This is a genomic window from Emticicia sp. C21, assembly GCF_003418935.1.
Taxonomy (GTDB): Bacteria; Bacteroidota; Bacteroidia; order Cytophagales; family Spirosomataceae; genus Emticicia.
In genome coordinates this window covers 473,632-491,238 of sequence record NZ_QVMT01000001.1, presented here as the reverse complement: position 1 = coordinate 491,238, position 17,607 = coordinate 473,632, and the positions used below count along the sequence as shown (strand labels likewise).

The window sequence follows — 17,607 nt, the reverse complement described above, 5'->3', positions numbered from 1 at the left end:
ACGAAGACAGTGAGATTTTCCAAATACCAACCACTATATTGCTACCAATATGGTAGGAACCTTTTTGAACAAGGATTGCACCGGAAGCTTATTTAAAAGAGCGATTGGTTATACTTACCAGCGGGTATTCTCGGAGTTGGTGAAAGTACCAGCCACTTATGTAGCATTGAAAAAGGTTACCAATATGGTGGGAACCTTTTTGAACGTGGTTTGCACCGGAGACTTGTACAAAAGAGCGACTGGTTATAATTATCAGCAGGAAGTTTCGGAATTTGTTAGAGTTTCAGCCACTCAAACGGAATCGAAAAAGGTTACCTATATGGTGGGAACCTTTTTGATTAAGGATATTTACTGCTAAGACAGGTGGTTGTGAGAATTGATGCAGACGTCTAGTTATAGATGATACTAATGGTCTCATAGAATAATCTTCTGATTATCAGCGTTATCAATTGAGTTAGGAGTAGTTTTTTGAAATAAAAAGTTTTAGTATGTTAAATGACGTGGAAGGATTTTTCTGTTAAATGGTTGTATATTGTTAATGATTGTTAACGATATAAAGCAGATTAAACCATTTATGTAATATTAGCATCTATAAGCTATAATTAAGGAGAAAATGAAAGAAATGGAAAAAATCGCTATACAACCTGCGCTCTTATCGATGAAGAGGGGAGGTATTGCTGCATCACTCTTGTTGATGGCAGGTTTGAGTCTTAGCACTATCGATACCTTTGCTCAAGGCAGGAGAGGAGATAGAGAAGGCGGAAATGGGGGGAACGGTGGCGGTGGTAGAAGTGAAAGGAGCGAAAGAAGTGGTGGCTTTGAAAGAGGCTCCTCTGACCGAGGTAATAGAGGCAATGACAGAATCTCAATGAGTCGAGGTGGCAACGAAGGTGGTGGCTTTGGAAACAGAGGAGGTGAAAGCCGCGGAAGCAGAGTGGAAACACCAAGAGAATCACCAAGGTCAGAAAGCAGAGGTTCTTTTCCAGATAGAGGTTCAGTAGGAAGAGAAGATAGAGGAGGTATCAGCCTGAATCGTCCTGACAGAATTCAGACTCGCCCTGATGTTCATACGGAGGGTAGAAGAGTGGAGTCGCCAAGACCTGATAGTGACCGTGTTGGTAGAGGAAATGACAATATAGGTGATGATAACAACCGAAACGGTAGAGGCGGAAGAGATAACGATGGTGACAGGAACAGAACCTATGCTGACCGTAGTGGAAGAGATAACAACGATAGAAACCGTTGGGATAACAATACCAGAGGTAGTAGAGATAACAACGACAGAAGCAGAGTTTATACTGGCAGAGACAACAATTATGGCAGTAGAGGCGGCTGGGATAATAGAGGCGGAAGAGATAATAACAGATACGACCGCAGAGGATACGATGATAGACGTTATAGATATGATAACGATAGCAGAAGATTTAATGGTCGATATGGTAGCCCAAGCTGGAGATATTATAACCTGCCGCGTCGCAATAGTTATGTAAGAGTCTTGCCAACGTCTTGTTTACCAGTCTATTATGGTGGTATTAACTACAGTTACTACAATGGTATCTATTACAGACCTTATAGAGATACCTATGTTGTTTCGCTCCCACCAATTGGTTTAAGAATTGGTATGTTACCAATAGAGTGTCAGATATATACTTTCTTTGGTCGCCCTTATCATTATTACAATGGCACCTATTACAGACCAATCGGTAATGAGTATGAGGTAGTGCCACCGCCAGTAGGGGCTTTGGTTGAAAGTATTCCTGATGGATATGAACAAGTAATAATTGACGGAGAAACCTATTATATAGTAGATGGTGTGCAATATAAAGCAGTAGTGTATCAAGGAGAGATCTGGTACGAAGTAATCAAAATAGATTATAATTACTAAGCTACTTTGCATCTAAAACACGGGGAAATGCCGATTGGCGTTTCCCTATTTTTTTATCCAGGGTTCAAGTACTTTCAGCCAACCTTTCTTAATTTTCTGATAATCCTCTATACAACGGCTGGTCATTGACATAGGCAACATTTTCCTGCGAACCAAGGCCCTATTCTGTGTAGGATTAGAACCATACAACATACAAATAATATGATAAAAGCGCTGATGGTCAAGCGAATGTTCATCCCATAATTCCAGATTTTTCAACGGAATATTCTTTTCTGATTCACCCATCAGATAAAAGGCTATTGCGCCATCCAATACTGCTAAAGAGCCTTTTCTACTACCATCGGCCAACAGAAAGATAGAAAAGTTATCGACCGTATCTTCTTCCTTTCCGGTTACTGGCAAATCCATCAAATCTATCAAAGCATGCCCCATTTCGTGGTAGAAAATAAAAAGAGTGGTATTAATCACCATCTCTCTCAACTGTACCGGGTCTTGTGTTTTGGTTTTGAATAGTTCGTAGAGATAAGAAACCATTTCATAGCAAATGGTTACTTTTTTGCTGCTTTCATCATAAAAAGCATTACTACTCTGACACTCGTCAAAAGTAATGTACAAGTCTTCAGGCAAAGCCAGATAACCGTTGATGTCACTGGCGATGGCGTCTAATATTTTAGTGCGTTTGATGCCCTCCTGAAAATCTCTGAAAACAGAATCTTTGATATGGTTATTCCAGACTACCTTCACATCGCCATAGTCATTCATTTTAGCATGTTGAGCATTAGCAGTGAAAAAGCAGCAATAAATAAAAATAACAATCCAGAATTTCATAAACAAAATGTGGTGCGAGTCAAGTGACAGTTGTGTCCAACTCGCTTTTTTACATTTGATTTAATATAAAACATGCCTAATCTTCAAAACGTAAAAAAACATAATACTAACATTATGAACAAAGATATTTTGATTAAAGAACTGTTAAAATAAGTTAATCAAAGCAGATAATGACTATGATAACCACTCGTCGCATAAAATAGTTGTATAGACGAATTTTAACAATCGATTCAAAACCAACAAATCTAATCAATAAAGAAAAATAGTATATTTGTCTAAATCAATTCATTTAAAAAAAGTAAATCCCACCAACTATAAAAGATTACCAAGACTGAACTAATCAAACAATATAGCTGAAAATAACGACTTATTTAACCAATAAACCTACTATGAAAAAAATCCTCCTTTGTATTATGCTATTATCCATCTATCAATCAGCCCGTCCACAAGACCGTGTTTACGGGGGTGTCAAGGCCACTCGCTCCGAAGTAATTGCTCAGAATGGGGTAGCCTGTACCTCTCACCCCCTCAGCACACAAGCCGCTATCGAAGTTCTGAGAGCAGGAGGTACAGCCATTGATGCAGCTATCGCTGCCAATGCCATGGAGGGAGTAGTAGAACCGCATATGAATGGTATCGGTGGTGATTTATTTGCCATTGTGTGGGATGCCAAAACACAGAAATTATATGGGCTTAATGCATCTGGCCGCTCACCTTATAACCTTACCTTAGCAGAACTTAAAAAACGTGGATTAACACATTTACCCTCTACTGGTCCTCTACCAATTAACGTACCTGGTTGTGTAGATGGTTGGTTTGAATTGCATAAGAAATTCGGCAAACTGCCAATGGAGAAAATTCTATCTCACGCCATTTCTTACGGTAGAAATGGTTTTCCTGTACATGGGGAATTAGCTAGTTCGTTAGTGGCTGTACCACGTTTATATGGTAAGTTCCCGAATGTAAAAGAGCATTATTATCCGAATGGTGAAGTACCTAAAAAAGGCGATATATTCAGAAATCCTAATTTGGCCAATACCTTGGAGAAAATTGCCAAAGGTGGTCGTGATGCTTTTTACAAAGGTGAGATACCGCAAGGTATTGAAGCATTCATGAAGAAGAATGGTGGTTTTCTGACAGCCAAAGACTTCGCCGACCATACATCCACTTGGGTAGACCCAGTATCGACCAATTACCGAGGCTATGATGTTTGGGAACTACCACCAAATGGACAAGGTATCTGCGTACTTCAAATGCTGAATATTTTAGAGGGTTATGATTTTTCAAAAATACCATATGGCAGTACTGAACATGTGCATTTGTTTACGGAGGCCAAGAAATTAGCGTTTGAAGACCGTGCTAAATACTATGCCGACCCAGAGTATGCCAAAATTCCGGTTAAACAATTGATTTCAAAAGAGTATGCAGCTGAGAGACGTAAACTACTTAATCCGAATAAAGCCGCAGCTAATTATGAAGCGGGAAACCCTGCATTGAAAGATGGGGATACAATTTTCCTGACAGTAGCCGATAAAGAAGGCAATATGGTAGCATTGATTCAGAGTAATTATAGAGGTTTTGGCTCAGGTATGATGGCGGACGGTTTAGGTTTTATGTTTCAGGATAGAGGCGAAATGTATAGTTTGACAGAAGGAGAGAACAATACCTATGCACCGCACAAACGCCCTTTCCATACCATTATTCCAGCGTTTATTACAAAGGATGGCAAACCTTATATGAGTTTTGGTGTAATGGGAGGCGCTTTTCAACCACAAGGACATGTACAGATTGTAATGAATATCATAGACTTCGGTATGAATGTACAGGAAGCTGGTGATGCTCCTCGTTTGAATCACGAGGGCTCATCAGAGCCAACCGGAGAAAAAATGATTGATGGGGGCATGATTACCATGGAATCAGGATTCCCTTATTCCACCGTAAGAGGCCTTATGGAAAAAGGACATAAAGTTGGATATATTTTAGGCTTGTATGGGGGCTATCAGGCTATCCGCTATGACCCAGAACGAAAAACCTTTACCGGAGCATCTGACCCACGCAAAGACGGCCATGCCGCAGGGTTCTAGATAAGAATCTAAAAGAATCCTACCCCAGTAATAACTTCGGGATAGGATTCTTTTTTATAAGCTAATTTGAAGAATTAGTAATCAATAAGAATATCCCCGTTGCTAGACTCAATATACCCCAGATAAGTAGAAATTTCCTGCGCTCTTTCCTTTTCTCTTGCCCGGTCATAGTAGAGATAGGTTTCACAGGTTTATTAAACGCCTTAATCAGGAAGTAAAGCCCTCCGGAAAAGACACCCAGACTTGTTATAAAGACTAACAACGCTAGTACTCCATAGCCACTACATAAAATACCACAAGTTAGATATAAGCCCACATAAGTAAGTACCAAACTCAACAAAAATAATAATACATATCCAATTCGACGATTACTATAGGGGTCGTCATCAGCCGTTTTATTAGCAAATAAACGAAACTTATATTTGGCAGTCTGTTTCTTCTCTTTTGCCACTGTGGTTGTAGTTAGCACGCTATCAGCAGACATACTAACAGCAGCATTAGTCGCAAAAGGACTATTAATAGAATAACCTAATTCTTTAAAATGATTACCTGCCAGAATTGAAAGCAAAAGACTGCTTAAAAATAAAATACCAGTACTCCTTAACCGAAGTTGCCGATGTGCTTCTTTATTAAGATTTTGTATTTGATACTTATAATTGGCTTGAACAAATGTGATGAGAAAAACCAGACCTAAAACAGCTAATTCAATAAAGCCGGATGAGAAAGTAGGCAAGAAATTATGACCAATGTCAAACCCGATTATGCTTTTGACAAATTCAATAATAATAATAAATGTGATGGCCTTTTTGGTGTTACGGCTTGCCCATATAGAGATACGATTCATAAGATACAGTTTTCAGTGAGTGGACTTTATGCCTAAAAACTAAAAAGCCCATGCTTTTGTTTACCACAGGCTTTGTATCATTGATTCTCTCTTCTAATTTTCTTGTTCTTTCACCAGGTCAGTCAGTAAATCAATCCATTCTTTCGAATCATTCAGGCTTTCTACTAATTGCCAGTGCTCTCCACCATGTTCCTCAAACATTTCCCTATATTCTTCTGCTACTTCAATGGTTGTTTCTAAACAATCGGCCACAAAAGCAGGAGAGTAAGCTAATACTCTCTTTATTCCCTTTTGCGCTAATTCTTTCACTATATTATCAGTATATGGCTGAATCCAAGGTTCTTTACCTAAACGCGATTGGAAACTGGTTGTATATGTCCCCTCTTTCAAACCTAATTCTTTCACCAGTAATCGTGTTGTTTCATAACAAGAGGCACGATAACAATGCTGATTAAAGGCATGAATGGTATCGCAGCAGCTATTAAGCTTGCAGGTATTGCCTGTGCAATCAGCTTTAATCATCTGTCTTTCAGGCAAACCATGATAGCTAAAAACTACATATTCATAATTGCCCTTCTCCAGATGTCTCCTGCCATTATCAGCAAAGGCTTTGATGAATTTCGGATGATTATAGAAGTAGTTGACAAATTTGAGCTGTGGAATGACCTGCCATTGTCCAATAATCCGCATCACTTCCTCATAAACAGACCCAGTTGAAGCAGAGGCATACTGAGGGAAAAATGGCACGACAATAATTTTGCTTAAACCCATCAACTGCAATTCTTTCAGCCCTTTTTCTATACTGGGGTTCTGGTAGCGCATGGCTAATTTTACCACATATTCGTCGCCCAATGCTTCCTGCAATTGTTTTTCGTTTCTTTCACCATAAATTTTTAATGGCGAACCTTGCTCAGTCCATAACTCACGATATACCTTAGCAGATTTAGGCGAACGAAAAGGGGCAATAATTAGATTAATCAGAAACCAGCGGTTTGTATAAGGAATATCTATTACCCGACCATCCATTAAAAATTCACGTAGATATTTTCTTACATCAGGTACATTCGGAGTGTCAGGTGTACCTAAATTTACTATTAATACTCCGGTTTTTCCAAGCATATTTGAGATAACAAATTTTTGAAAAGCGCAGTGTCTTTTCTAAAGATTCAATAATTAATCGTAAATAAAATCAGTACGCAAAGGTAACTACAATTTTTAATAAATTGTGGAGCGAACTTCCAGTTCGCTGAAATTCGGAGAATTTCATAATAAACTAAGCAACTTCCGATTGAGATTTTACTTTATTCGTAAACTTTTATAAAACTCTCCGAGTTTTGACGAACTGGAAGTTCGTCCCAAAGCTATTACAAAGGAATATTCCCATGTTTCTTCCTCGGCAAACTATCTACTTTGTTTTCAAGCATCTTAAAAGCTTTCAACAACTTTTCTCTTGTATCTTCCGGTTTAATCACCTCGTCAATATAACCTCTGTGTGCAGCTTTATATGGGTTGGCGAATTTCTCGGTATATTCATCCACTTTATTCTGCAATTCTTCCTTCGGGTCTGATGCTTCGCTAATCTCTTTCCGGAAAATGATTTCTGCTGCCCCGGCTGCACCCATTACAGCAATTTCAGCCGATGTCCAGGCATAATTCATATCAGCGCCAATATGCTTAGAGTTCATCACACAGTATGCACCACCATAAGCCTTACGGGTAATAACTGTGATACGCGGAACAGTAGCCTCACAGAAAGCATAAAGCAGTTTCGCCCCATGCATAATAATGCCGTTCCATTCCTGGTCTGTACCGGGTAAAAATCCGGGTACGTCTTCCAGAACCAACAATGGAATATTAAAGCAATCGCAGAAACGAACGAATCTTGCCCCTTTGATACTCGCATCAATATCCAAAACCCCAGCTAATACAGAGGGTTGATTACCAACAATACCTATACTGCGTCCACCCATATGTGCAAAGCCTACCACAATATTTTCAGCAAAGCTTTTGTGTACTTCAAAAAAACTATCAGTATCAACTAATTCCTCAATTAATTCTCTGATGTCATAAGGCTGATTGGGGTTTTCAGGTAATAAGTTAGCCAACTTAAGGCGCTTTTCAATACCATCAGGCTCATACGGCACAAAAGGCGGCTGATCTTCGCAATTGGATGGAATATAACTGAATAATCTTTTGATGTCATTGATACATTGCACCTCGTTTGCTGCCACAAAATGTGTAACACCCGATTTAGTAGCATGGGTAATAGCCCCACCCAGTTCTTCTGATGTTACATCTTCATGCGTAACGGTTTTTACCACGTTTGGCCCTGTTACAAACATATATGAGGTATTTTCCACCATGAATATATAATCTGTCAAAGCAGGAGAATAAACAGCTCCACCGGCACAAGGTCCCATAATGGCCGAAATCTGAGGGATAACTCCCGATGCTAAGGTATTGCGGTAAAAAATATCTGCATAACCGGCCAATGAATTAACGCCCTCCTGAATCCTTGCTCCACCTGAATCATTTAAACCAATCACAGGTGCGCCATTTTTCATGGCCATATCCATAATTTTGCAGATTTTTTCGGCATAGGTTTCTGATAATGAGCCACCGAATACCGTAAAGTCCTGAGCAAAAACATAGACCAGGCGGCCTGCTATAGTACCATAACCTGTCACAACTCCATCACCTAGATAGTACTCTTTATCAAGCCCAAAATCTTTGCTTCGATGCATGACAAACTTGCCTATTTCCTCAAAAGAGCCCTCATCTAATAGCAATTCGATTCTTTCACGGGCAGTGAGTTTTCCTTTAGCGTGCTGACTTTCTATTCTTTTCTTTCCTCCACCTTGTTCGGCTTCAGCATTTTTACGGTCAAGTATTTGTAGCTTTTCGAGATTTGATTTTGATGGCATACCTGGTTCAGAGTCTTATGAATTGAGCAAAACTAAGAAAACTGAAATGAAAATGTCTCTTTTTGATATATTTTTATTTAGGTTTTCTCGGACGATTAATAATTATAATCTATAATTTCATGATAAAATGATGATTATATTAATTCTTCACCAACTTCTTCAACATATCATCAATATCATTTTTGGTTAACCAGCGCCCGTCAAGCATAACACCCTGTACCGAGCCAACAGCTGTTACGTCTTTCAAAGGATTCTCATTAAGTAAAACCAAATCAGCTAACGCTCCTTTTTTAATTACCCCAAGGTTATCATTCTTGAAAAACTTACCAATATTAACAGTTCCCGTTTGCAAAGCCTGATAATGTGTCAAACCTGATTGCACCAGATAATCTAATTCATGTTTTAAAGAAAACCCCGGCACACTAAATACCTGAGGAGCATCTGAACCCAATAATAACCCAACTCCCTGACGCTGACATTCGCGAATAATTCTACGTCTCACATCAATAAATTTCAATACCGACTCTGGTTTATATTGAGCATTTTTCATGGTACTATTCTTCGATCTTTCCCAACCATCAAGTGTCGGTTTGTCCATATATTTCATTTCTGGCCATGATAATAAGTCTTTAGATGTACGGTTAGGAGATTGCCAATGTTCTGCCAGTGTTTGGGTTGGCACTATCCATACATTATTATCTTTGATAGTTTTCAGAACCTTATCTAATCTTGATACATCCGCATTATGCCCTACATATAAGCCAAATAAACCTGCTTCTGCCTCTGTCAGGGTATCTAGTCGAGGCATCATGGCTTCTATAATACCATCCAGATGGTCGATAGTGGCATAACCTGCCTCAGCCGAGCGCCAGACACCTACACCAAAAGATACGTGGCCTGCAAAAGGTATATTTTCTTCTTTAGCGGTTTTCACAATCGCTTCAAAATTATTTTTGGTAATGCCCGGGTGCATTTTCATAAAGTCATAGCCAGCTTTTTTCTGGTTTCTTACTTTTTCAATGCCCTCTTCCGGAGTTTTTACACTTTGGCCACTGAAAGACGGGCCAGAAGTATACAAACGAGGCCCCAATATTTCTCCTGATTTTATCTGACTCCGCACCTCCAGATGAAGCGGATGCCCCAACATACTTCTGATGCTCGTAACCCCATTAGCTGCGAAGAGCAAAAGCACGTCTTTTATGGCCTTGATATCATCCGTAGGTGGCACGTGAGCGTGCATTTCGGCTAAGCCAGGCATCAGATATTTACCTTTGGCATCAATAACCAAGGCATTTTTATCATAACTGACCTTTGAACCTATGTTAGCTATCACACCATCTTTCACCACCACAGTCTGGTTGTTCAAAACGGTTTCAGAAGTCATAGGAATCACCGAAACATTGGTAAATACTATCTCTTTTTGGCGCGAATCAATCGGCTGTTGTGCCTGGCTGATAAATGAAACAAATAGAATGAATAGTAAGAGTTGTTTTTTCATGTTAATAGATGTTAGAGAATCATAAATGTAGAGTGGAGTAAGTTTCTTTTTTAGAAAATGTATTGCAATATAGAGAAAAATTAATGGCTATAAATCTATTCTTACTCCAAAATTGATTAACTTTTTTAATCTACCTAATATAAAATCACTTCTCATATTCCTGAAATCTCAATTGTTGTGACAACCGTCATTCAAAAAGGTTCCCTCCATATTGGTAACCTTTTTCGATGACATTTTAGTGGTTGGTATTCGGAAACCATTGCTGCCCTCGCTCAAAAAGGTTCCCACCATATTGGTAACCTTTTCTGATTCCAATTGAGTAGGTGGTATCTTAAAAGACTGCGGAACTACCCGTTTAAATCTATATTCCTTTATATCTCTATTAACTCTATTCTCTTCGTGCATGGCAATAATTGTTAACCAATAAATTTCGGCTTTCAGCTTCTGTTTTCAAAGCGTTTAGGGATGTTTTTGGTATAATCATACTGTTGTACTCAATCAAAACTTTAGTCGAAATTTGAAATTTTAAAGGTTTTGGCTTAATTTTCCCGCCTCAATCAACTTTATATCCCCACATGAAATCTAACAAATCCTACTTCTTGAAGTTCTTCGAGATCTTTTTTATGCTACTGGTTATCATTGGTCTTACCCAGTATTTCGATTTCGCTACCGGGATACAAATGCAGGTTGTTACCAATGCTAAACTCATCTGGATTGTTTGCGGAGTATTGCTTGCTTTGAGTGCGGGACTGGCTTATGTTTGGCATAAATTCATTAAGAAAACAGATTTACACCAATGGTTTCAGCCGATTATTGCCTTTTATGCGGCACATCAGATAGCCACTTACGGAGCAGCTAAGATATTAAAAACACAATTTCAGGCACCTAATTTTATTCTGGAAAGTCCGGTAGGAGAGTTAAACGGTTTCTGGCTTACCTGGACATACTTTGGCTATTCACCTACTTTTGCTTTTATTCTGGGAGCCATGCAGGTGGCTGGTGCCATTCTTCTGATTTTTCGTAAAACGCGGTTATTGGCAACCTTTATCTTATTGCCGATTCTGGTAAATATTGATTTTATAGATCATTTCTACCAGATTTCTCCGCTGGCTTATTATAATTCATTGCATTATACTTTTATCCTGATTTTCCTGATGTTTCTGGATGTAGATAAACTGGTCTATGCCTTTTTGTCTTACAAAGAGTACTTCTATTTCAATAAAAAGACGGTTGTTTTGAATCTAATTAGGGTAATTGTCATAGGTGGCGCTTTTTTACATATCTATCTGCTTAGGGGAAGTATTCAGCCTAAATCTGCTATTCATGGCGTATGGAAAGTAGATGAAATCACGATGCACAATAAAACAATGATTCCATCAATAGCAACAAGTGATTCAACTTGGTCTAAGATTTATTTTGAATGGCGGTATGGTTGCCTGATTAAATTCAATCCTTATCAATTCAATGATGCAAAAGATTTGCATGGCCAATACGAAGTAGATGAACCTAAACATCTGGTTAAAATTGGCCTTCAGAATGCCAACAACAAGGTTGATTCTATGAAACTCAATTATCAGATAAAAGACAGCACCATGGTAATGCGGGGAATGTACCAGAAAGATTCTTTGATTATGAAGCTAACACGGTTGAAATAGCCTTACAACATTTCAATCATATCCATAATGAGGTCAGGCTTAATAAACAGGTATACAAGGAGTACAATAAAAATAAGCAGGAAAACTCTCTTGGGTATATCCAGGCTGTAACGTCTGGCGCCACCTTTTGGGTCTTTGAAAATCATGTAGAAAGGTATTCTCAAATAATAGAATACCGAAATGGCTGTATTTAATAAACTGATAATTAAGATTATTAACAAAAGCTGATTACCTGAATCCTGATAGGAATCCCATAGCGCGGTAAATATCAGGAGCTTTCCTGTAAATCCAACAGTAGGAGGGAAGCCTACCAAAGCAATCATAATAACTACTGCAGATAAACCCAAAAAAATATTTTCTTGTCCTAATCCTTTCAGGCTTTCTAATTCATAACTCTCGGTTTTGAGTGCCAGTAAATCAACCAGAAGAAAGGCTGATAGAGTGATGAATAAATAAGTAGTTACATAAAAAATAGCTGATTGTACCCCAAACTGGCTAAGCGCTAAAAGCCCTACAAGCATAAACCCTGCATGTGCAATGGTAGAATAACCCAACATTCTTTTGGTATTATTCTGCCATAAAGCAGATAGGTTTCCAATAAATAAAGAGCCAATAATAACAATAGATAGAATCAATCTGAAATCAATACTCAATCCGCTTAGGAAACGAACCATCACAATGATAACTCCTACCTTAGGGGCTATTGAAAGAAAGGCCACAATAGGAGTAGGTGTGGCTTCGTAAACATCGGGTGTCCAGCTATGAAATGGCGCGGCAGATAATTTGAATAGCAAACCGCCAATAGTCATAAATGCGGCAACATTGGCTACCCATGAGGGATTCTGACCTAGAAAAGTAGCAAATTCCTGACTACCAAAATTCAACGTGCCTGTCATGCCATAGAGCAACGAAATTCCATATAACATAACTGCCGAACTCGTAGCACCTGTCAATAAGTACTTGATTCCCGCTTCCGAATTAGATTTCGACTTATTAATAGCTACCAGAATATAAGAGCAGATAGACACCATTTCTAAAGCTACGTAAAGCATCAGGAAGTGGGTAGTCATACTCATAACAAAAAGCCCCAGAATTAACGCCAGAAAAATAGCATAAAACTCACCAACCACTTTATAGCCAATAATCCATAAATGCAGTATTACTGCAATGGCCGAAACAGTAATGATGAGTTTAAAGAAAATGCTTAGCTTATCAAGGTAGATAAGGTTGTGAAACAACACTACCCCCGAATCAAAATACTGCTCTAAAAAACTCAGAAACACATAAAAAACAAAGCCAATTGTTATCAGAATGCTGATAGTAAGGGTATTGTACAGGTTATGACTATGGTAGGATTTTTTCGTAAAAGCAACAATCGTGACAATGATTAGAAATACCCCTGCAAAGACCAATTCCGGCAGCAACAGCCTTGTACTGAATAAAATATGTGAAAGTTTTTCGAGCATTACCTGTATTATCTACCAATACTAGCGCATGAGGCTACATTTTCTTTTAAAATTTTTGTAAAAATAGTTTGACGGTTTCGCCGCTAATATCAAAAATCAGATTCGGGAAAATACCAAATATCACAGCCAAGGCCGCTAAACCATAAAGCATTACCATTTCTCTGATATCCAGATCTTTCATATGGTTTTCATGATTGCGGTTGACCCAGAATTTCCCGAAGAACATCTTTTGTAATGTCCACAGAAAATAGCCTGCTGATAGCACTAAGCCTAAGGTAGCTAACATAGGTACCCAGTCAGGCAATACTTTTGATTGGAACCCACCCATCAGCGTAAAAAACTCACCCACAAAACCCGGTAGAGACGGTAGACCTAAAGCCCCAAAGAAACCGACTGTAACGGCCACTGTATAAAGAGGCATTCTGGAAGAAAGTCCTCTGAAATTATCTATCAAACGATTATGGGTACGGTCATAAATTACGCCGGCAATCAGAAATAGCATGGCAGATAAGATACCGTGCCCGAACATCTGATAAATAGCTCCATTGACACCCTCGGCTGTCATAGAAGATAAACCCAGCAATACAAAACCCATATGAGAGACCGATGAATAGGCTATCATTTTCTTTAAATCTTCTTGTGCCAAGGCATTAAAGGCTCCATAAATGATTGATAATACACCTGCGCCTGCCACAACATAGGTACATTCAAAAGCCATATCAGGAAAGAACCCATAAGCAATTCTTATAAAACCATAGGCACCGATTTTCAATAATACACCTGCCAGAATCACAGATACAGGAGTAGGAGCTTCTACGTGTGCATCAGGTAGCCATGTATGCAACGGTACTGTTGGCAACTTAATACCAAATCCTATCAGCAACAGAATAAAGGCAAACATACGTGCTGGAATGCCAAAAATCAGCTGTATGCTATCTGGCGAAAGCAATGAGCCTGAAATATAGTTTTTGAAATCTCCTAAAAATCTGAAATCGAAAGTATGAACAACCGTCCCTAATTCCTGTGAGAAGAAAGTATCGTTAACAGACATGGCCAGGCCAATCATTACAATCAGAATGAAAATTGAACCAACGAATGTATAAATGAAAAACTTAATGGCTGAATACTCCCTGCGTTCTCCACCCCATATTCCTATCAGAAAATACATCGGTAATAGCATGAACTCAAAGAAAATAAAGAACAAAAAGAAATCAAGTGCTACAAAACAACCAATTACAGTGCCCGATAGAAGAAGAAACAAGGAGTGATAAGCCTTAGGGCGATGCTCAATATTAAACGAAGCGACAGCACCCACCAGAAACACAATACCTGATAGTAATACCATCGACAGGTTGATACCATCTACACCCAGAATATAATTAATAGATATTATCCCCAGATTCCCCAGACCCATTCTTATCCATTCATATTGTTCCAGAAATTGAAAGGTAGAGAGTGAGCGGTTGAAAGTATTATATAGGGTGAAAATGTTTAAAAGATTGATAATGCTTACTAATATAGAAATCCATTTAAACGAATCTTTGTAAGCATTAGGCAATAACAACACCAAAGCTGCCGCAATTATCGGAAGAAAAATAAGTGTTGAAAGTAAAATATTATTCATGCCACGATTCTCAGAAAGAGAATTTGTTTTAGGTTATATAATTAATAAGACTATGATTAAAACCAGACAAACAAAAATCGTAATGATGTAGGTCTGTGCTTTCCCGTTCTGTATCTGTCTTGTATAATTTCCTGATTTCCCGGTCATATTCGCAAGGAAGTTGACAAAAGCATCCACAATATTCTCTTCAATCCAACGAACTATTACAGAAATGCCCACAAATATCTTAGCCATCAGATTCACAAATCCATCAATAATGATGCCGTCAAATTTGTGTAAAATAGGGCTGATCCACACCATAGGATTCACAAATATAGCCTGATAGAGTTGGCTTAGATAAAAGTTATGAAATACCAGCCTTGCAATAAATCCATCCGGCTGGGTTTTATATTTATCTAATCTATAGCTTTCTTCTTTGGTATAAATATAGCCTAGCAAAACTCCATTGAGCGATACAAGAATAGCCACATAGGCTATCCAGTGATAATTTTTAGATTCATGCGGGAAGGTCTCGAAAAACCAACTGCTCTCAGCATAAAAAGGGTTTATCGAAAAAACAAAGCCGATAGACGCAATAGCCATCACAATTACAGATAATTCCATGGGACCTATTACAGAAATTGCTTCATAAAATGACTCTATTGTAAGTTTGTCATCTTCATTAGTCTCATCCTCAACTTTTACAATTCCTTCAATGCGTTTAGCGATGTTTCTATAGAAATGTACTGCTCCTGATGAAATTAATTCTAATGGATTGTCTTCTCTTTCCAGAAAAACCAGATAAATCTGACGCATCATATAATAGGCACTCATACCTGATACAATCAGACAAACCGCGGGAATAATAAAATAGAGTTGCGAGGGTTGATTAGCTGCCCACTCAAAAGATGCTACAATGATTGCGTCTTTTGACAGGAAACCAGAAAATAACGGAATCCCAGCCAGAGCCGCTGCGCAGATAGTATAACAATAGAAAATGATGGGTATTTGCTTACGCATATTTCCCATATGTCTCATATCTTGCTGATGATGCGCATAATGAATGACAGCTCCTGCTGATAAAAACAAACCTGCTTTAAAAAACGCATGCGTCACCAGATGGAAAAGTGCCGCATTGACTGCGCCTATACCCAGACTAATTACCATCAATCCCAATTGAGAGATGGTAGAGTAGGCAAGAAGTTTTTTAATATCATATTGGTTAAGTGCTGAGCAAGCACCAAAAAATGCCGTGAGCGTTCCTACTATTGCCATCACCAGAAGTGCATCAGGCGTAAGAATCGGGAAAACCCTTGCCATCAAAAAAATCCCCGCAGCCACCATAGTAGCGGCATGAATCAATGCTGAAACAGGTGTTGGACCTTCCATAGCATCGGGCAACCATACTTGTAAAGGCAATTGGGCTGATTTGGCCACACAACCACAGAAAATCAATAAGCCTATAGTAGTTAAATAAGGATTATTGAATGAAGCCTGCGGAATTAACTTGGCTTTTTCAACAATCAAGCTAATATCAAAAGTGCCGAAATAACGGTAAATCAGAAATATACCAATCAGAAAGCCAATATCACCCACACGATTCACCAGAAAGGCTTTTTTTGCTGCATTGGTAGCTGATTGTTTTTCGTACCAGAAGCCAATCAGTAAATACGAACAAACTCCCACCAACTCCCAGAACATATAAATCATGAGCAGATTCCCCGATACAACTATACCTACCATTGCCAGAATAAACAGGTTGATATAGGCATAGTATCGCCCGAAGCTTGGGTCGCCCGACATATATTTCAATGAGAAAACCTGTACCCAAAGTGCTATAAACTGCACCAGAAAGTACATCAGAAAAGTTAGGTCGTTGAAGATAATATCAATACTGAAGAGCGTATCGCCGATATAAAACCAGTCGTAGTGTATTACGTCGCCCATAATATCACTCAGGCGAATACCCATCGAGAAAAGTACACCTATAACATTGAGCGTTACCGAAAGCAAACCAACAGATTGTTCACTTAAAGTGTTTCGTTTGAATAATAAAAACGAAAATCCTACTAAGTATAACAATAAGTTTATGAGTATAACTTGTTCGGCAGACATTAAGAGTAAATAGGTATTTTTGCAAATATCTTACCTAATGAGTTATAAAGCAACCGATGAAGCTAAAATTGTCTTTATTTTATCAACCCATAGCACTAAATCTATGGAACCGATGTTATCAATTTGACTAAAAACACTTCTATAATGGATACACAAAAAACGCTCGTCAAAGTTTTAGAATTATTCAAAACTTTAGCAATACTCTTTGGTCTTTCTTGGGTAATTTTCGCAGCCACCGCCTTCTATTATATCAATAATCAATCTCCTGAACCGCTACCTGGTTGTGCAACTGTCACAAATGAACCAAATATTAATGAACCATTATCTTCAATTGCTATTAAAGGTAAAGCCTTATTTAAAGATAATTGTGCCCAATGCCACGCACCAACTAATGAACAAATTGTAGGGCCGGGTTTAGCAGATATAGAAAGTAGAAGAGATATTGGTTGGCTAAGAAAATGGATAAGAAACCCGCAGAAAGTATTAGATAGCAAAGACAAATATGCTAATGCGCTTTACGAAAAGTTTAATAGAACCCAGATGACAGCTTTTCCCAATTTTACAGATGAAGACATCGATGCGATTCTGAAATATTTGGCTGAGAGCGATAAGGCTATGCCTTTGGCTTTACCGTAGGTAATCACTTATTTATTTAATAATTCGATAAGTAAATTTATCGGAATAGATTCCTATTTTTGAATTCTG

Annotated in this window: 14 protein-coding genes; 5 read left to right on the top strand and 9 right to left on the bottom strand. The window is 38.5% G+C overall.

The window, feature by feature from the left end; all coding sequences use genetic code 11:
• The first annotated feature begins 49 nt into the window (after positions 1 to 49).
• The gene (locus tag D0T08_RS02075; RefSeq protein ID WP_116980904.1) at positions 50 to 358 is read left to right on the top strand and encodes a hypothetical protein; all 309 of its coding nucleotides are present in this window, start codon (positions 50 to 52) and stop codon (positions 356 to 358) included.
• 264 nt (positions 359 to 622) lie between these two features.
• Positions 623 to 1,885, top strand: a complete 1,263-nt coding sequence (locus tag D0T08_RS02070; protein ID WP_147322689.1) for a DUF6515 family protein — start codon at positions 623 to 625, stop codon at positions 1,883 to 1,885.
• A 45-nt stretch (positions 1,886 to 1,930) separates the two neighbouring features.
• On the opposite strand, the gene D0T08_RS02065 is transcribed toward D0T08_RS02070, so the two are convergent.
• The gene (locus D0T08_RS02065; protein ID WP_116980902.1) at positions 1,931 to 2,713 is read right to left on the bottom strand and encodes a DUF4344 domain-containing metallopeptidase; all 783 of its coding nucleotides are present in this window, start codon (positions 2,711 to 2,713) and stop codon (positions 1,931 to 1,933) included.
• Positions 2,714 to 3,102: 389 nt separating this feature from the next.
• Between D0T08_RS02065 and ggt the strand changes: the two genes are divergently transcribed.
• Positions 3,103 to 4,797: a gamma-glutamyltransferase gene (ggt, locus tag D0T08_RS02060; protein WP_116980901.1), complete on the top strand. Its 1,695-nt coding sequence runs from the start codon at positions 3,103 to 3,105 to the stop codon at positions 4,795 to 4,797.
• A gap of 61 nt (positions 4,798 to 4,858) precedes the next feature.
• Here the strand turns inward: ggt and D0T08_RS02055 are convergent, their stop codons facing one another.
• The 5 genes from D0T08_RS02055 to D0T08_RS02035 all read right to left on the bottom strand — a co-directional run bounded on the left by D0T08_RS02055 (position 4,859) and on the right by D0T08_RS02035 (position 10,468).
• A complete protein-coding gene (locus D0T08_RS02055; protein WP_116980900.1) occupies positions 4,859 to 5,641 on the bottom strand; it encodes a hypothetical protein in 783 nt (260 codons plus the stop codon).
• 93 nt (positions 5,642 to 5,734) lie between these two features.
• Positions 5,735 to 6,760, bottom strand: coding sequence for a ferrochelatase (gene hemH, locus D0T08_RS02050; RefSeq protein ID WP_116980899.1), 1,026 nt, complete (start codon positions 6,758 to 6,760; stop codon positions 5,735 to 5,737).
• Between the two features lie 245 nt (positions 6,761 to 7,005).
• A complete protein-coding gene (locus D0T08_RS02045) occupies positions 7,006 to 8,565 on the bottom strand; it encodes an acyl-CoA carboxylase subunit beta (RefSeq protein ID WP_116980898.1) in 1,560 nt (519 codons plus the stop codon).
• 139 nt (positions 8,566 to 8,704) lie between these two features.
• Complete coding sequence (locus D0T08_RS02040; protein ID WP_116980897.1) at positions 8,705 to 10,063, bottom strand: amidohydrolase family protein; 1,359 nt, start codon at positions 10,061 to 10,063, stop codon at positions 8,705 to 8,707.
• 168 nt (positions 10,064 to 10,231) lie between these two features.
• Complete coding sequence (locus tag D0T08_RS02035) at positions 10,232 to 10,468, bottom strand: hypothetical protein (protein WP_116980896.1); 237 nt, start codon at positions 10,466 to 10,468, stop codon at positions 10,232 to 10,234.
• 170 nt (positions 10,469 to 10,638) lie between these two features.
• Here D0T08_RS02035 and D0T08_RS02030 point away from each other — a divergent pair, with 170 nt between their 5' ends.
• Positions 10,639 to 11,718 (top strand): hypothetical protein, encoded by a 1,080-nt coding sequence (locus D0T08_RS02030; protein WP_116980895.1) that lies wholly within the window; start codon positions 10,639 to 10,641, stop codon positions 11,716 to 11,718.
• 2 nt (positions 11,719 to 11,720) lie between these two features.
• On the opposite strand, the gene D0T08_RS02025 is transcribed toward D0T08_RS02030, so the two are convergent.
• The 3 genes from D0T08_RS02025 to nuoL are packed head-to-tail and all read right to left on the bottom strand — an operon-like array spanning position 11,721 to position 16,902.
• Positions 11,721 to 13,184, bottom strand: coding sequence for an NADH-quinone oxidoreductase subunit N (locus D0T08_RS02025; protein WP_116980894.1), 1,464 nt, complete (start codon positions 13,182 to 13,184; stop codon positions 11,721 to 11,723).
• A 46-nt stretch (positions 13,185 to 13,230) separates the two neighbouring features.
• Positions 13,231 to 14,808, bottom strand: a complete 1,578-nt coding sequence (locus D0T08_RS02020) for a NuoM family protein (protein ID WP_116980893.1) — start codon at positions 14,806 to 14,808, stop codon at positions 13,231 to 13,233.
• A gap of 33 nt (positions 14,809 to 14,841) precedes the next feature.
• A complete protein-coding gene (gene nuoL, locus D0T08_RS02015) occupies positions 14,842 to 16,902 on the bottom strand; it encodes an NADH-quinone oxidoreductase subunit L (RefSeq protein ID WP_116980892.1) in 2,061 nt (686 codons plus the stop codon).
• Between the two features lie 144 nt (positions 16,903 to 17,046).
• On the opposite strand from nuoL, the gene D0T08_RS02010 reads away from it, so the two are divergent.
• Positions 17,047 to 17,538 carry a cytochrome c gene (locus D0T08_RS02010; protein WP_116980891.1) on the top strand — a complete coding sequence of 164 codons (492 nt, stop codon included), beginning with the start codon at positions 17,047 to 17,049 and terminating at the stop codon, positions 17,536 to 17,538.
• Positions 17,539 to 17,607 lie beyond the last annotated feature (69 nt).

Bases quoted from the DNA above. Each gene is read 5' to 3' on its own strand.
- D0T08_RS02040 (WP_116980897.1), bottom strand. From the start codon at position 10,063: ATGAAAAAACAACTCTTACTATTCATTCTATTTGTTTCATTTATCAGC.
- nuoL (WP_116980892.1), bottom strand. From the start codon at position 16,902: ATGTCTGCCGAACAAGTTATACTCATAAACTTATTGTTATACTTAGTA.
- D0T08_RS02025 (WP_116980894.1), bottom strand. From the start codon at position 13,184: ATGCTCGAAAAACTTTCACATATTTTATTCAGTACAAGGCTGTTGCTG.
- D0T08_RS02045 (WP_116980898.1), bottom strand. From the start codon at position 8,565: ATGCCATCAAAATCAAATCTCGAAAAGCTACAAATACTTGACCGTAAA.
- D0T08_RS02010 (WP_116980891.1), top strand. From the start codon at position 17,047: ATGGATACACAAAAAACGCTCGTCAAAGTTTTAGAATTATTCAAAACT.
- hemH (WP_116980899.1), bottom strand. From the start codon at position 6,760: ATGCTTGGAAAAACCGGAGTATTAATAGTAAATTTAGGTACACCTGAC.
- D0T08_RS02020 (WP_116980893.1), bottom strand. From the start codon at position 14,808: ATGAATAATATTTTACTTTCAACACTTATTTTTCTTCCGATAATTGCG.
- D0T08_RS02075 (WP_116980904.1), top strand. From the start codon at position 50: ATGGTAGGAACCTTTTTGAACAAGGATTGCACCGGAAGCTTATTTAAA.
- D0T08_RS02070 (WP_147322689.1), top strand. From the start codon at position 623: ATGGAAAAAATCGCTATACAACCTGCGCTCTTATCGATGAAGAGGGGA.
- ggt (WP_116980901.1), top strand. From the start codon at position 3,103: ATGAAAAAAATCCTCCTTTGTATTATGCTATTATCCATCTATCAATCA.
- D0T08_RS02035 (WP_116980896.1), bottom strand. From the start codon at position 10,468: ATGCACGAAGAGAATAGAGTTAATAGAGATATAAAGGAATATAGATTT.
- D0T08_RS02065 (WP_116980902.1), bottom strand. From the start codon at position 2,713: ATGAAATTCTGGATTGTTATTTTTATTTATTGCTGCTTTTTCACTGCT.
- D0T08_RS02030 (WP_116980895.1), top strand. From the start codon at position 10,639: ATGAAATCTAACAAATCCTACTTCTTGAAGTTCTTCGAGATCTTTTTT.
- D0T08_RS02055 (WP_116980900.1), bottom strand. From the start codon at position 5,641: ATGAATCGTATCTCTATATGGGCAAGCCGTAACACCAAAAAGGCCATC.